This window comes from Thermaurantiacus tibetensis (genome assembly GCF_015354055.1).
In the GTDB taxonomy this organism is placed as follows: Bacteria; Pseudomonadota; Alphaproteobacteria; order Sphingomonadales; family Sphingomonadaceae; genus Thermaurantiacus; species Thermaurantiacus tibetensis.
On record NZ_JACHTM010000002.1, the window covers coordinates 419,817 to 435,877 of the forward strand.

Below are 16,061 nucleotides of genomic sequence, written 5' to 3' on the forward strand. Positions count from 1 at the left end.
CCGGCCGCGCGCCGATGCCCTTCCCCCGCGCCCGGCAGGGGTCTCAGGCCGCGCCGTGCGCCACGTCCGGCCCCTAGGCTCCGCAGGTCGAGGCCCGACGGCGCGCGGCAAAGGGTCCGCCGGAGACGGTCTTGCGAACCGTCACTCGGCAGCCGCGAGGGCGGGCGCGGGCTGGCTGAGCGGGTGGGCGAGGCGGGCGACCATTTCCTTCGGGCAGACCTGCCAGAGGCGCGCACGGGTGCCTGCCCAGTCGAGGAGGAGGCCTTCCGCGTAGCGCGAGCCCGTCTCGGCCACATGGCGGGCAACGAGCCCCTTCACCACCTCCTCCCAGTGGGCCGAGGCGAGGCGCTGCCAGACGACCGAATCCGGGTTGACCCGGCGCTCGAAGCTGCCGTCGGTGTCGAGGACGAAGGCCATGCCGCCCGTCATGCCGGCGGCGAAATTGGCGCCCACGGGCCCGAGGATGACCGCCGTGCCCCCGGTCATGTATTCGCAACCGTTGGCGCCGCAGCCCTCGACGACGGTGGTGGCACCCGAGTTCCTGACCGCGAAGCGCTCGCCCGCCTGGCCGGCAGCGAACAGCTCGCCAGCGGTTGCGCCATAGAGGCAGGTGTTGCCGATGATGGCGTTGGCGTTCGTCGCCAGCGGCGAGGAGACCATGGGCCGGACCACGATGGTGGCGCCCGAAAGGCCCTTGCCCACATAGTCGTTGGCATCGCCGAACACCTCGAGCTTCACCCCCTGGACGGCGAAGGCGCCCAAGGACTGGCCGGCTGAGCCGCGCAGGCGCACGGCGATGTGGCCGGGGGCAAGGCCGGTCATGCCGAAGCGGCGGGTGATCTCGGCCGAAAGCCGGGTGCCGACCGCGCGGTGGGTGTTGCGGACCGTGTAGGTGAGCTGCATGCGCTCGCCGCGCTCGAAGAGGGGCTGCGCATCCTTCAGGATCTCGGCGTCGAGGCTGTCGGGAACCGGGTTCCGGGTGAAGCCGGCCGGCGGCGTGCGGAGGTGGTCGGGCGCATCGACCTTGGCGAGGATGGGGTTGAGATCAAGGTCGTCGAGGTGCTCGGCGCCGCGCGAGACCTGGGTCAAGAGCTCGGTGCGGCCGATGACCTCGTCCAATGAGCGCATGCCGAGCGAGGCCAGGATGTCGCGCGTCTCCTCGGCGATGAAGCTCATGAGGTTGACGACCTTCTCCGGCGTGCCGCGGAACCTGGCGCGCAGCGCCTCGTCCTGCGTGCAGACGCCGACGGGACAGGTGTTCGAGTGGCACTGGCGCACCATGATGCAGCCCATGGCAACCAGCGAAAGCGTGCCGATGCCGAACTCCTCCGCGCCGAGGATGGCCGCGATCACGATGTCGCGCCCGGTCTTGAGGCCGCCATCGACGCGCAGGCGCACCCGGTGCCGCAGGCCGTTCAGGGTCAGCACCTGGTTCACTTCGGTGAGGCCCATTTCCCAGGGCGTCCCGGCGTACTTGATGCTGGTCTGGGGCGAGGCACCCGTGCCGCCGACATGGCCGGAGACGAGGATGACGTCGGCATGGGCCTTGGCGACGCCTGCGGCAACCGTGCCGATGCCCGCCTGCGAGACGAGCTTCACGCAGACGCGCGCCTCGGGGTTCACCTGCTTCAGGTCGTAGATGAGCTGGGCCAGATCCTCGATGGAGTAGATGTCGTGGTGGGGCGGCGGCGAGATGAGGCTGACGCCCGGCGTGGAGTGGCGCAGGCGCGCGATCATCTCGGTCACCTTGAAGCCCGGAAGCTGGCCGCCCTCGCCGGGCTTCGCGCCCTGCGCGATCTTGATCTCGATTTCGGTCGCGGCGTTCAGATATTCGGCCGTCACGCCGAAGCGGCCCGAGGCGATCTGCTTCACCGTCGAGTTGGCGTTGTCGCCGTTGGGGTAGGGGCGGAAGCGGGCGGAATCCTCGCCGCCCTCGCCCGAGACGGCCTTGGCGCCGATGCGGTTCATGGCGATCGCCAGCGTCTCGTGCGCTTCGGGCGAGAGCGCGCCAAGCGACATGCCGGGGGTGACGAACCGCTTGCGGATACTCGTGATCGACTCGACCGCATCGACCGGCAGGGGCGGCCGCGTGGGGCGGAAGTCGAGAAGGTCGCGCAGATAGATGGGCGGGAGCTTCCGCACCCCTTCGGAGAAGCGGCGGAAGAGCGAGTAGCTGTCGGTGGCGACGGCTTCCTGGAGGGTGTGGATGAGCGGGGCCTCCCAGGCGTGGGGCTCGCCACCGGCGCGGTAGCGGTAGAGGCCACCCACGGGAAGGGTCGCAACGCCCGCGCGGAAGGCGAGCGCGTGGCGGTCGCGCGCGGACTGGAAGAGCGACGCGAACCCCTCGCCCGAGATCTTCGACGGCATGCCGGGGAAGAAGTCCTCGACAAGCGCGCGCGAGAGGCCGACCGCCTCGAAATTGTAGCCGCCGCGGTAGCTCGAGATGACGGCGATTCCCATCTTGGCCATGATCTTGAGGAGGCCGTCGTTGATGGCGGTGCGGTAGCGCTCGAGGCACTCGGCGATCGGCCGGGTGCCGAACAGGCCCTTCGCGTGGCGGGCGTGGATGGCCTCCTCGGCAAGCCAGGCATTCACCGTGGTCGCGCCGATGCCGATGAGGACGGCGAAATAGTGGGTGTCGAGGCACTCGGCCGAGCGGACGTTGATGGACGCGAAGGTCCTCAAGCCCCGGCGGACCAGGTGGGTGTGGACCGCGGCGGCAGCGAGGATCATGGTGATGCCGGCGCGGCTCGGCGACTGGTGCTCGTCGGTCAGGAAGAGCTGGGACTTGCCGCGGCGGACCGCCTCCTCGGCCTCGGCGCGGACCCGGGCGATGGCGGCGCGAAGACCCGCAGGGCCGTCGGCAACTTCGAAGGTGCAGTCGATCTCCTGCGCCGAGCTGCCGAAGTGGCGGCGGAGATGGTCCCATTCGGCGTTGAGCAGCACGGGGCTTTCGAGCACCATGACTCCGGGCTGGCCGTTCTCGCAGTCGAGGATGTTGCCGTGATTGCCGAAGCGGGTCTTCAGACTCATCACCCGCCGTTCCCGGAGCGAGTCGATCGGCGGGTTCGTCACCTGGCTGAAGTTCTGGCGGAAGAAGTGGCTCATGCAGCGCGGGTTGGCCGAGATGACGGCCAAGGGCGTGTCGTCGCCCATGGAGCCCACGGCTTCCTTCGCGTCCTCGACCATGGGCGCGAGGATGAGCTCCATGTCCTCGAGCGTGAGCCCCGCGGCGACCTGCAGGCGGCGGAGCCGGTCGGCATCGAGCCGGGGAGCGTGGACCAGCCCGCCCTCAGGCAGGGTGGAGGCGAAGTCGGTGAACTCGGCCACCCAGTCCGCGTAGGGGTGAAGCGCAGCAATCCGGTCGACGAGGTCACGGTGGCGGTAGAGCCGGCCCTCCTCGAGGTCGACCGCGATCATCTCGCCGGGCCCGAGCCGGCCCTTGGCGCGGATCCGGTCCTCAGGGAGCAGCACCATCCCGGTCTCGGAGCCGACGACGAGGAGACCGTCCTCGGTCTCGACGGTGCGCATGGGGCGGAGCGCGTTCCTGTCCATGCCGGCCACCACCCAGCGGCCGTCGGTCATGGCGAGCGCGGCCGGGCCGTCCCATGGCTCCATGACGCTTGCGAACCAGGCGTACATGGCGCGGTGGGCCTCCGGCATGTCGGCATCATTGCCCCAGGCCTCGGGCACCAGCATGGCCTTGGCCTCGGGCGCCGAGCGGCCGGCGCGCACGAGGGCCTCGAACACGGCGTCGAGCGCAGCCGTGTCGGAGGCGCCGGCGGGGATGAGCGGCTTGATGTCTTCCGAGGCGTCGCCGAAATTGTCGGCGGCCATCTTGATCTCGTGGCTCTTCATCCAGTTGCGGTTGCCGCGGATGGTGTTGATCTCGCCATTGTGGGCGAGGCAGCGGAACGGCTGGGCGAGCCACCACTGGGGGAAGGTGTTGGTGGAATAGCGCTGGTGGTAGATGGCGAACCGGCTCTCGAAGCGCGGGTCGAGAAGGTCGGGGTAGAAGGCCGACAGGCTCTCGGCGAGAAACAGGCCCTTGTAGATGACCGACCGGCACGAGAGCGAGCAGATGTAGAAGCCCTGGATCTGGGCCTCGACGATGCGCCGCTCGATCCGGCGCCTGAGGATGTAAAGCTGCTTCTCGAACGCCTCGCGGCCGGCGGCGCTCGTGTCCTCCGGGCCGGCAATCAGGATCTGCTCGATCTCGGGGCGGGTCTCGGCAGCCTTGCGGCCGATGACCGAGACGTCGACCGGCACCTGCCGCCAGCCGTAGATGGCGTGGCCGCCTGCGATGATCTCGGCCTCGACGATGGTGCGGCAGGTCTCCTGCGCGGCGAGATCGGTGCGGGGGAGGAAGACCATGCCGACGGCCGTGAGGCCCGGCCGGAGCTTCTGCCCGGCGCGTGCCACGCAGTCGTGGAAGAAGGCGACCGGAAGGTCGAGGTGGATGCCCGCGCCATCCCCGGTCTTGCCGTCGGCATCGACCGCACCCCGGTGCCACACGGCCTTCAGGGCCTCGATGCCCGCCTCGACGACGCGGCGGCTGGGCCTTCCGTCGATGGCGGCAACGAGGCCCACGCCGCAGGCATCGCCCTCGAACTCCGGACGGTACATGCCGGTCTCGGCCAGGAGGCGGCGGGCGGCTTCGAGGGACGGATCGAACATCGGCAGGGCCTTCAGGCAAGCGGGCGGGCGGGCATGGGCAGGGCGGACCTCACTTGGGCTTCGCCTGCTCGGGGAAGAGCTTGCGCAGCTCGGCGTCCATCTTGGGCGCGAGCGCCTGCTGCGCCGAGGCAAGGCGCGCGCCGAACTGCTGGGCCATCTGCTTGTTCACCTCGGCCTGGAGCTGGGGCTGGAGGCGGAGCAGCTTCTGGCCCGCGGGCGTCCGGTAGAAGGCGGTGATGGCGGCAAGCTCGGCGGGCGTGAAGGCGGCGGCATAGGCCGCAATGGTGGCCTTGCGGGTGGCCGGCACCATCTCGCGCATGATGGGCCCTACGGCATCGGCCTGCATGGCCCCGATCCGGGCGATGCCCTGGTTGAAGGCGGGCTGGTTCTTGGCCGCCTCCATCTGGAAGCGCGGGTTGCCGGCGAGCATGGCGCGCACGGCTGCGCCTTTGCGCATCTCGCCGAGCTGGGCCTCGAGCTGCTGCTGGGCCTGGGCGAGCGGCGAGATGAGGTCGACGAGCGCGGTGGCGGCGGCGGTCGCATCCTGCGCGGCGGCAGGCGCCGGCACGGCAACGGGCGCAACCAAGACGGCGGCAAGCGCCGCGACAGGGAGGGTGCGGGAGGTCATCAGGCAGCTTCCTTCGCGCCGCGGGATGCAGCGGCAGCCAGATACTGCGCGATTTCGGCCGCCGCGTCACGCGCCTCGCGCATCGCCCAGACGACGAGGCTGGCACCGCGCACGATGTCGCCGGCAGCGAACACGCCCGGCAGGCTGGTCGCGAAGCCACCCGAGGTGCGGATGGTCCCCCAGCGGGTGACGGCAAGCTCGGGCTCGGCGAAGGCGGCCGGCAGGTCCTCGGCGTCGAAGCCGAGCGCCTCGATCACGAGATCGGCGGGCAGGGTGAAGACGGCTCCCGGCTCGGGCTCGGGGGCGCGGCGGCCCGAGACGTCGGCAGCGCCAAGGCGCATGCGCTGCGCGCGGACCGCCCGGACCGGGCCGTCCGCGCCCTCGCCCTCGAAGGCGAGCGGCGCGGCAAGCCACTGGAAGACCACGCCCTCTTCCTCGGCATGCGCGACCTCGCGGGCCGAGCCGGGCATGTTCGCCCGGTCCCGGCGGTAGAGGCACGTGACCGAGGCAGCGCCCTGGCGCACGGCGGTGCGCACGCAGTCCATCGCGGTGTCGCCGCCGCCCACCACCACCACGCGCCGACCGCGGGCGTCGAGTTCGCCCGAGTCGAAGCGCGGCACGGCATCGCCCAGCCCCTTGCGGTTGGAAGCGATGAGATAGTCGAGCGCCTTCACCACCCCCGGCCGCCCGGCGCCCGGAACGCCCGCCTCGCGGGCCCGGTAGACGCCGGTTGCGACGAGGACGGCATCGTGGCGGGCGCGGAGCGTCTCGAAGGCGATGTCGCGGCCGACCTCGGTTCCGAGGTGGAAGCGGACGCCGCCCGCCTCGAGCCGGGCAACCCGGCGCATCACCACCTCCTTCTCCAGCTTGAAGCCCGGGATGCCGTAGGTGAGGAGGCCGCCGGCGCGGTCGTGGCGGTCGTAGACGTGAATGGCGTGGCCCTCGCGGCGCAGCAGCTCGGCGGCCGTGAGGCCGGCAGGCCCGGCGCCGATGATCCCGACCGACTGGCCGGTGGCCGGGCCCGGCACGAGGGGCGCGACCCAGCCCCTCTCCCAGGCGGTGTCGGTCAGGAACTTCTCGACCGCGCCGATGGTGACGGCGCCGTGGCCGGACTGCTCGATGACGCAGCTGCCCTCGCACAGCCGGTCCTGCGGGCAGATGCGGCCGCAGACCTCGGGCATGGTCGAGGTGGCGGCGGAGAGCTCGTAGGCCTCCTGAAGCCGGCCTTCGGCGGCCAGCATGAGCCAGTCGGGAATGTTGTTGTGGAGCGGGCAATGGACCTGGCAGAAGGGGACGCCGCACTGCGAGCAGCGCGCGGCCTGCGCCTCCGCCTCGGGTTCCGGCCAGGGCGCGCTGATCTCGGCGAAGTCATGGGTGCGCTCGGCCGCCGGCCGCTTGGCAGGACCGGCCGCGGGCCGGTGGACGAAGGCGAGCATGGGCGTGTCTGCCATGGCGGGGACCCCTTGCGGACGGACGCGCTCCCTAGCAGCCACGCGCGCCGCAGGCTACCCCATAGGTCATATGTGCTGACCTTTCTATGCGAGGCGCCGAGCCTCCGCGTCGACGACCGGTTGCGCGGTGCGCATTTTCGTCCCGTTCCGGACCTACCTGGCCCAGAGCCAGACCAGCGCGAGGGTGCCGAGCGCAATCCGGTACCAGGCGAAGGGCGCAAAGCCGTGGCGGCTGACGAAGCCGACGAGCGAGCGGACCACCATGAGCGCAGCGAGGAAGGCGGTTGCGAAGCCGATGGCAATCAGGCCCAGATCATCGAGCGAGAGGCGCTCGCGCTCCTTCCACAGCGCGTAGACGGTGGCGCCCAGCATGGTGGGAACGGCGAGGAAAAAGCTGTATTCGGCAGCGGTGCGGCGGTCGAGGCCCATGAGGAGGCCGCCCATGATGGTCGCGCCCGAGCGCGAGACGCCAGGCACCATGGCGAGGCACTGGACGAGCCCGACCCCGGCGGCAAGGCCGGCCGGCATGGTCTCGACCGAGGTCGCGCGCACCGTCTTCACCAGCCGCTCGATCATGAGGATGGCGAGCCCGCCGAGGATGAGGGCAACCGCGACCACCTCCGGGTTCTCGAGCAGCGCGCGGATCCCGTCATAGGCGAGGACGCCGATGACGACCGCAGGCGCGAAGCCGAGGAGGATGTTGCGGGTGAAGGCGACGGCGCCGCGCTGGAGCGACAGCAGGCCGACCGCCACGCCCCAGAAGCGACCCCAGTAGGTGAGGATGACGGCGAGGATGGCACCGAACTGGATGGCGACCTTGAAGGCGACCGAACCCTCGCCGGTGAAGCCGAGGAGCTCGGAGGCAAGGATGAGATGGCCGGTCGAGGAGACGGGGAGGAACTCGGTCAGCCCCTCGAGAATGCCGAGGAGGATGGCCTGGAGAAGCGGGCTCAGCTCCACGCGGCAGAATCCGGCCGGGGGCGGCCGAAGCGGCCGCCCGGGCGGTAGCGCTCGAGCCACTGCGGCGCCGCAGCCGCAAGGGCCGTGGGTGTGATGCCGAGCTCGGGGAGCCCGGGGAGCGAGGGGTCTGCCACGTTGTCGCGACCGAGCATCTTGTACTGGTCCATGGTGAGCGGCGCGCCGGGCAGCCAGCCGAAGCTGGCGATGAGACGGGCGACGGCATCCGGCACTTCGACGAACGGCTTGGCATGGCCGGTGGCACGCGCGAGGAAACGAAGGATCTCGCGCATGGTCATGATGTCGGGCCCGCCGAGCTCGTAGGTCTCGCCCGAAGGAGCCGGCACCAGGCCCTCGAACTGGCGGTCGAGCGCGGCGATGATGGCATCGGCCACGTCGACCACGTAGACGGGCTGGAAGCGGGTGTCGCCGGCGATGACGGGCACCACGGGCGCGCTCGCGATGAGAGCGGCGAAGCGGTTGGTGAAGCCGTCGTCGGGGCCGAAGACGAGGCTCGGCCGCAGGATGGCGGCCGAGGGCATGGCGGCGCGGACCTGGCGCTCGCCCTCGGCCTTGCTGCGCCCGTAGGCCGAGGGCGAGGCGGGATCGGCGCCGATGGCCGAGACATGCGCATAGGCGCGCACGCCGGCGGCCGCGGCAGCGCGGGCGGCGGCACCCGCACCCTCGGCCTGAACGGCCTCGAAGCCGTAGCGGCCGGAAGGCGCGAGGATTCCGACTAGGTTCACCGCAGCATCCGCCCCCTCCATGGCAGAGGCAAGCGTGGGCGGATCAAGGAGGTCGGCGGCGCGGATCTCGATCTGGCCGACGTCGGCAAGCGGCTTCAGGCGCATGGCGCGCGCGCGGTTCCTGACCGCGACGCGCAGCCGGTCGCCGCGGCGGGCGAGGCGCTCGACGAGGACGCGGCCGATGAACCCCGAACCGCCGACGATGGTGACGAGCCGCTGCATGGACGGGCTCCTAGCGGCGCGCCCTTCCCCCGGCAATCAGGGCGAGCGGTGGCAGGGCAGGCATGAGGGCGCGGGCGCGCCGTTGACGGGCCGGGGCGCGGAGGGTAGGCGTCGGCGCTCGCGGGCCGCGCGCCCGGCGCCCCTTGCCCAGGTGGCGGAATTGGTAGACGCGCTGGTTTCAGGTACCAGTGGCCTTGCGGCCGTGAAGGTTCGAGTCCTTTCCTGGGCACCAGTTTTGTCTCATAAGCCGTTGCTGCCGCACAGCTTTGAGAAGCTGTCTCGGGCTTGCATCCACAATCCTTCTTATATCTGGCACGCCCGTGAATCGGTGAACGCATGGCAGGCCACGCTTCAGCGAGCGCCATCGTTCCCGGCCGACAACAGGACGCGACGGGCGGCAAAGCGAGCCCATCCCTGTCCAGCGCGCTAGCAAGCCTTGCCTTGCCGGTGTTCGCCAAGCTGGTAACAATCGGCGAAGAATGGCGGCGCTCTCTGAACAGGATATCTGCACCCAGCGGATCACGCCAGCGTTGGTCGCCGCCGGATGGGATCTCGCTCTTCAGGTCCGGCAGGAAGTCTCCTTCACCAAGGGCCGGATCATTGTTCGCGGCAAGCTCGTCTCGCGCGGCAAGGGCAAGCGCGCCGACTATATCCTCTACATCAAGCCGAACATTCCCCTGGCCGTCATCGAAGCGAAGGACGGCAGCCATGCGGTCGGAGACGGGATCCAGCAGGCGCTCGACTATGCCGAAACTCTCGGCATCCCCTTCGCCTTTTCCTCCAACGGCGCGGGCTTCGTCTTTCACGACCGGACCATCGCCGAAGGGCCAAGGGAAAGAACGCTCGCAGCCGATGCTTTCCCGAGCCCCGCCCAACTCTGGCATCGCTACCGCATCTGGAAAGGGCTTACGGACGAAGCGGAAGCCATCGTCCTCCAGAACTATTTCGACGACGGGTCCGGCAAGGAGCCGCGCTACTATCAGGTGAGCGCCGTGAACGCCGCCGTCGAAGCCATCGCCAAGGGGCAGAAGCGAATCCTGCTGGTGATGGCGACCGGCACCGGCAAGACCTACACCGCCTTCCAGATCATCTGGCGCCTGTGGAAGGCCGGCGCGAAGAAGCGCATCCTGTTCCTGGCCGACCGCAATATCCTCGTCGACCAGACGATGGTGAACGACTTCAAGCCATTCGGCCCCGCAATGGCGAAGCTCTCGACCAGCGCCAAGACGATCGAGCGCGCCGATGGCACCACCACCGACTTGACCACCGCCGTGAGCCCTTCTCGGCTGATCGACACAAGCTACGAAATCTATCTCGGCCTCTACCAGGCCATCACCGGGCCGGAGGACCGGCAGAAGCTCTACCGGGAGTTCTCCCCCGGGTTCTTCGACCTCATCGTGATCGACGAATGCCACCGCGGCAGCGCAGCCGAGGATTCCGCCTGGCGGGAAATCCTCGAATATTTCTCGGGCGCCACCCAGATCGGCCTGACGGCGACGCCCAAGGAAACCGAATATGCGTCCAACATCGCCTATTTCGGCAAGCCGGTCTTCAGCTACTCGCTGAAGCAGGGCATCCGCGATGGCTTTCTCGCTCCCTACAAGGTGATCAAGGTTCACATCGACCGCGACTTCGGCTACCGCCCCGAACAGGGCCAGCTCGATCGCGACGGCAATCCGGTCGAGGATCGCATCTACAACGTGAAGGATTTCGACCGCACCCTCGTGCTGGACGCGCGCACGAAGCTCGTCGCCGTCAAGGTCACCGAGTTCCTGAAGGAGAGCGGCGACCGGATGCAGAAGACGATCATCTTCTGTGTCGACCAGGAACATGCGAGCCGGATGCGCCAGGCGCTTGTCAACGAGAACGCCGACCTCGTCGCCCAGAACAGCCGCTACGTGATGCGCATCACCGGCGACGACCCCGATGGCCAGCGCGAGCTTGGCAACTTCATCGATCCCGAAAGCCCCTGGCCCGTCCTTGTCACCACCTCGCGGCTTCTTTCCACCGGCGTCGATGTGCAGACCTGCCGCCTGATCGTGCTCGACCGCGAGGTCGGCTCCATGACCGAGTTCAAGCAGATCGTCGGCCGCGGCACCCGCGTCCACGAAGACAGCCGCAAATTCTACTTCACCCTGATGGACTTCCGCGGCGCCACCAGCCATTTCGCCGACCCGGCCTTCGATGGGGAGCCGGTGCAGATCTACGAACCCGGCCCCGGCGATCCCATGACCCCGCCCGATGCCGCGCCCTGGGCCGATGCCGACGATCCCGACGGCCCCATTCCTGCCGAACCCTCGCCAGACGAAGTGATCGTCGATGGCGAGGCTCCACCGATGCCCGACGGCACCGGCCGGCGCCCCAAGATCTATGTCGATGGCGTTTCCGCCACCATCGTCGCCGAGCGGGTCGAGTATCTTGACGAGAACGGCAGGCTCATCACCGAATCGCTCCGCGATTTCACCCGCCGTGCACTTCGCCGCCACTTCGCGAGCCTCGATGCCTTCCTCAAGCGCTGGAACGGCGAACAGCGCAAGCAGGCGCTCTTGGAAGAACTGGCGGCCGAAGGCCTTCCGCTCGACGCCATCGCCGCCGAACTCGGCAAGGATCTCGATCCCTTCGATCTCGTCTGCCACATCGCCTTCGACGCGAAACCCCTCACCCGCCGCGAGCGCGCCGAGCAGGTGAAGAAGCGGGACGCCTTCACCCGCCACGGCGAGCAGGCCCGCGCCGTGCTGGCGGCCCTCCTCGACAAATATGCCGACGAAGGCATCCTCACCCTCGACGATACCAACATCCTGCGCCTGGCGCCATTGAATGCGCTTGGCACACCGGTGCAGCTGGTGAAGGCGTTCGGCGGCCGCGCCGGCTTTGATTCCGCCGTCCGCGAGCTCCAGTCCCAGCTTTACGAAGAGGTCGCCTGAATGTCCGTCCGCACCACCGTCAAGGCGATCCAGGATATCATGAGGAAGGACGTCGGCGTCGATGGCGATGCCCAGCGCCTCAGCCAGATGGCCTGGATGTTCTTCCTCAAGATCATCGACGATCAGGATCAGGAACTGGAACTGCTGCGCGATGACTACAGCTCGCCCATTCCGCCCGATCTCCAGTGGCGGGCCTGGGCCGCCGATCCGGAAGGGCTGACCGGCGAGGCACTGCTCGCCTTCGTCAACGATCGCCTGTTTCCGCGCCTGAAGGCGCTTCCCACCGTCGCCTCCGCCCGACACCGCCTCGTCCAGGGCGTGTTCGAGGATGCCTACAACTACATGAAATCGGGCCAGCTGATGCGCCAGGTGCTGAACCGCATCTCGGCGATCGATTTCAACAACCTCGCCGATCGCCAGCATTTCGGCGACATCTACGAACAGCTGCTCGCCGATCTTCAGTCCGCCGGCAACGCCGGGGAATATTATACGCCGCGCGCCGTCACCGCCTTCATGGTGCAGCAGATCGATCCGAAGCCCGGCGAGATCCTGTTCGACCCGGCGTGCGGCACGGGCGGCTTCCTCACCTGCGCCATCCGCCACATGCGCGCCAGATATGTGAAGCGCCCGGAGGACGAGGCGCGGATGCAGGCATCCTTGCGCGCCACCGAGAAGAAGCCGCTGCCCCACATGCTTGCCACCACCAACATGCTGCTGCACGGCATCGAGGACGCGAGCTTCATCGCCCACGACAACACGCTCGCCCGCCCCTACATCAGCTGGGAGGCGAAGGACCGGGTGGACATCATCCTCACCAACCCGCCCTTCGGCGGGAAGGAGGAGGACGGGATCGAATCGAACTTCCCCGCCCATTTTCGCACCCGCGAAACGGCGGACCTGTTCCTGGCGCTCATCATCCGCCTGCTGAAGCCCGGCGGCCGCGCCGCGGTCGTGCTGCCCGATGGCACGCTGTTCGGCGAAGGCGTGAAGACGCGGCTCAAGGAGCATCTCCTTGCCGAATGCAACCTCCACACCATCGTCCGCCTGCCCAACAGCGTGTTCCGCCCCTATGCCTCGATCGGCACCAACCTGCTGTTCTTCGAGAAGGGCAGGCCGACGGAGACCATCTGGTTCTGGGAACATCGGGTGCCGGAAGGCCAGAAGGCCTATTCGATGACGAAACCGATCCGGCTCGAGCATCTGGCCGACTGCGCGGCCTGGTGGGGCGGCCCGGCGCGCGAGGGGCGGGCCGAGGGCGAACGCGCCTGGAAGGTGAGCGCGGAAGACGTCAGGGCGCGCGGCTACAACCTGGATATCAGAAACCCCCACACCGTCGCCGGTGACCATGGCGACCCGCAAGCGCTGCTCGCCGAGCTCGACCGGGCCGAGGGCGAGGTGGCGGCGCTCCGCGCCAGGCTGAAGGCGATCCTCGAAGAGGCGCTCATCCGATGAACGCCGAACGCCTTCTGGCGCTCTACGAGCGGGTGGCGGATGCGCCCGACGCCATCGCGCGCTTGCGCCGCTTCGTGCTCGATCTCGCCGTGCGGGGCAGGCTGGTGCCGCAGGACCCGAACGACGAGCCGGCCTCCGAACTCTTGAAGCGCATCGCCGCCGAAAAGGCGCGGCTGGTGAAGGCTGGAGAGATTAGCAAGGCGAAGGCGCTGCCACCCGTTGATGATGATCCATTTGTGTTGCCGGCCAACTGGCGATGGGTCCGCATACGCGAGATTGCCAGTGACCGCGGTCAGCGCGTCCCCGACCGTGATTTCACCTATATCGACGTAACCTCTATCAACAAAGAAGTCGGGGTCGTCGCCAATCCGAAGATTTTATCGAAGGATGGAGCCCCAAGTCGTGCTCGCAAGGCTGTCAGAAAAGGAGACGTTCTTTATTCTTGCGTGCGCCCATACTTGCTGAATGTCGCGGTTCTGGACCAAGATTTTGACCCAACCCCTATTGCGAGCACTGCGTTCGCAGTTCTGAACGGCCACGGCTTGGTGGAGCCGCGATACATATGGATCGTCTTGCGCAGCCCCTTCATGGTGGAGTGCGTTGAAGAAAGTCAGCGCGGCCAGGCTTATCCGGCAATCAACGATGCCGATTTCGCTGTCCTCCCTTTCCCCCTCCCGCCACTTGCCGAGCAGCGGCGGATCGTGGCGAAGGTGGAGGAGCTGATGGCGCTGCTCGACCGGCTGGAGGCGGCCCGGCAGGCGCGCGAGGCGACGCGCGACCGCTTCACCGCCGCCACGCTCGCCCGCCTCACCGCGCCCGAACCCCAGCCGGCAGGCGAAGGGGAGGAACCCGCCACCCCGCCCGCCGCCGACGTCGAAGGCCAGCCCCGCACCGCCGGCCCCGCGCCGGCCTGCGGCGCGGGCCCCGGCCCGGCCCGCTTCGCGCTCGATGCGCTTGGCCCCCTCACCACCCGCCCCGACCAGGTGAAGGCCCTGCGCCAGACCATCCTCAACCTCGCCGTCCGCGGCAGACTCGTGCCGCAGGACCCGAACGACGAACCGGCCTCTGAACTGCTGAAGCGCATCGCCGCCGAAAAGGCCCGGCTGGTGAAGGCGGGGGAGCATAGGCCGGACAAGCTTTCATGGGCAGGGGTTGAGGCAGAGATTGACTCTAGGCTGCCCACTAATTGGGCGTGCGCATGTTTGGCGGAAGTGACGTTCTGTCTCGACCATCGCCGTGTGCCCGTGAACGGGGCCGAGCGAGATGCCCGGATAAGAGGAAGAAACCAGAGAGATTTGTTTCCCTATTACGGCGCCACGCAGCAGCAGGGGTGGATCGACGACTTCCTGTTCGATGGTGAGTTTGTCTTACTTGGTGAAGATGGCGTTCCGTTTGACGACCCGCTCCGCGCAAAGGCATATGTCATCAGGGGTCGCTGCTGGGTGAACAACCATGCTCATGTATTCCAACCGGTGCTGGTCCTGCCAGAGTTCGTCGCCCATTATCTTAATGTGTTCGACTACTCCGGCAGGGTGATGGGCGCAACGAGAGCCAAACTCAACCAAGCTCAGGCATTGACGATCCCTGTCCCCCTCCCGCCACTTGCCGAGCAGCGGCGGATCGTGGCGAAGGTGGAGGAGCTGATGGCGCTCTGCGACGCACTGGAAGCCGCCCTTGTCACCGCCAGCACCACCCGCACCCGCCTGCTGTCCGCCCTGCTGCACGAGGCCCTCGCCCCCGCCCCTGCCGAACGGGAAGCCGCGCAATGAGCGTCACCGTCACGCTTCTGCACGCCCATCCGCAGACCCGGGTCGACACGATGATCCGCGACCGGCTGGCGCGCTGCCGGGAGGCGCAGATCGTCTCCGGCTTCGCCACCCCAGACGGCATCGATGCGCTGCGGACATCCGCATCCGCGGGCAGGATCTCGCGCCTCGTGCTGGGCGCGGCAACCTTCCAGGCCTTCGAAGCTCTGGACACGCTGATCGGGGCCGGCCTCTCCGCACAGGCGGCGCGCGTGCACCTCGGTCACACCCGCAAGACGGGCGGCCGCAAGCACCCCTTCGCGCGGATGCGCCCGATGCTGCACAGCAAGGTCTTTCTGTTCGACATGGCCGATGGCTTGGCGGCCGCCCTCGTCGGCTCGCACAATCTGACCGGCTTTGCCCTTCGCGGCCTCAACGGAGAGGCAGGCCTGCTGATCGAGGGACGCGCGTCTGAACCGGTCTTCGCCGATCTGCGAGCCCACGTCGCCGAAAGCTTCCGCCAGGCGGTGCCCTACGACACGACGATGAAGGAGGCCTATGCGCGCTGGTACGCGGACTATCTCGACCAGCTGCGCATCGAGACAGGCGCCGTGCCGCGCGAAGGCGAGAACCGCCGGACGATCATTCTTCTGGCAGAAGCGGCACCCGGCGCCCGGCCTGGCCCAGGGCAACGGATCTACTTCGAACTCGACCGGCGGATCGAGGAGGTGAAGGCCATCGAGACCGAGGTTCACCTGCACCTCTTCCCGCACCTGCCCTCCTCGCCGAGCGGTGCGCTGGTCAGTCTCCAGAACGCGGCCACGTCTCTCGTCGGCAACGTCGAGGCGATCGATTCCGATGCCGGTTCGGCGGAAGTGAAGGCCGACTGGTTCATCGGAGACAGCCGCAGCCCGGTGCTCACGCCCACGTCTCGCCCCTTCCGCCCAACGCTCAGCCCCGGCAAGCAGCAGGTCCGCGCGCAAATCGGGGGCGAGCTCAAGAGCCGCTTCGAATATCGCTTCGAGCGGGAGGCAGCGACGTGGGAGCCACTGCTCGGCCCGGAGGTTCTGACGGACGAAGCGGGCAAAGAGCGGTGGAGCCCGGTGGTCGGCTTTGAAGCAGCCGGCCGGGCTGAACCGGAGCGAAAGCTGTTGCCGCAGAGGGAGATGTTCGAGGCGCTTCCCGAGATGTCGCCGGACTCGGGCTCCTTCATCCTGTTCTCGAGAAAGCGGATCAGGCGGCAATAACCGGAGAAGCAG

General features: G+C 68.5%; 9 protein-coding genes and 1 tRNA gene. 5 read left to right on the plus strand and 5 right to left on the minus strand.

The genetic code is table 11. The annotated features are described in order from the left end of the window. Positions 1-141 precede the first annotated feature (141 nt). The 5 genes from gltB to H3H34_RS06660 all read right to left on the minus strand — a co-directional run bounded on the left by gltB (position 142) and on the right by H3H34_RS06660 (position 8,681). Positions 142-4,677 carry a glutamate synthase large subunit gene (gene gltB, locus H3H34_RS06640; RefSeq protein ID WP_194744491.1) on the minus strand — a complete coding sequence of 1,512 codons (4,536 nt, stop codon included), beginning with the start codon at positions 4,675-4,677 and terminating at the stop codon, positions 142-144. 49 nt (positions 4,678-4,726) lie between these two features. Beyond that, entirely contained in the window at positions 4,727-5,305 is a 579-nt protein-coding gene (locus H3H34_RS06645) for a DUF2059 domain-containing protein (RefSeq protein WP_194744492.1), read from the minus strand. Further along, positions 5,305-6,756 (minus strand): NAD(P)-dependent oxidoreductase, encoded by a 1,452-nt coding sequence (locus tag H3H34_RS06650; protein ID WP_194744493.1) that lies wholly within the window; start codon positions 6,754-6,756, stop codon positions 5,305-5,307. Before H3H34_RS06650 ends, H3H34_RS06645 begins: the two co-directional genes overlap by 1 nt. A 153-nt stretch (positions 6,757-6,909) precedes the next feature. Next, complete coding sequence (locus H3H34_RS06655; RefSeq protein WP_194744494.1) at positions 6,910-7,716, minus strand: undecaprenyl-diphosphate phosphatase; 807 nt, start codon at positions 7,714-7,716, stop codon at positions 6,910-6,912. Beyond that, positions 7,707-8,681, minus strand: a complete 975-nt coding sequence (locus H3H34_RS06660; protein WP_194744495.1) for a complex I NDUFA9 subunit family protein — start codon at positions 8,679-8,681, stop codon at positions 7,707-7,709. The genes H3H34_RS06655 and H3H34_RS06660 overlap by 10 nt, the downstream gene beginning before the upstream one ends. A gap of 145 nt (positions 8,682-8,826) precedes the next feature. Between H3H34_RS06660 and H3H34_RS06665 the strand changes: the two genes are divergently transcribed. The 5 genes from H3H34_RS06665 (at position 8,827) to H3H34_RS06685 (ending at position 16,049) form a co-directional block, all read left to right on the plus strand. After that, positions 8,827-8,913, plus strand: a tRNA-Leu gene (locus tag H3H34_RS06665). Positions 8,914-9,160: 247 nt separating this feature from the next. Next, positions 9,161-11,605 carry an EcoAI/FtnUII family type I restriction enzme subunit R gene (gene hsdR, locus H3H34_RS06670; RefSeq protein ID WP_194744496.1) on the plus strand — a complete coding sequence of 815 codons (2,445 nt, stop codon included), beginning with the start codon at positions 9,161-9,163 and terminating at the stop codon, positions 11,603-11,605. After that, positions 11,606-13,057, plus strand: a complete 1,452-nt coding sequence (locus tag H3H34_RS06675; protein WP_194744497.1) for an HsdM family class I SAM-dependent methyltransferase — start codon at positions 11,606-11,608, stop codon at positions 13,055-13,057. Next, positions 13,054-14,826 (plus strand): restriction endonuclease subunit S, encoded by a 1,773-nt coding sequence (locus H3H34_RS06680; RefSeq protein ID WP_194744498.1) that lies wholly within the window; start codon positions 13,054-13,056, stop codon positions 14,824-14,826. Before H3H34_RS06675 ends, H3H34_RS06680 begins: the two co-directional genes overlap by 4 nt. Further along, positions 14,823-16,049, plus strand: coding sequence for a phospholipase D family protein (locus tag H3H34_RS06685; RefSeq protein WP_194744499.1), 1,227 nt, complete (start codon positions 14,823-14,825; stop codon positions 16,047-16,049). Before H3H34_RS06680 ends, H3H34_RS06685 begins: the two co-directional genes overlap by 4 nt. The last annotated feature ends 12 nt before the right edge of the window (positions 16,050-16,061 follow it).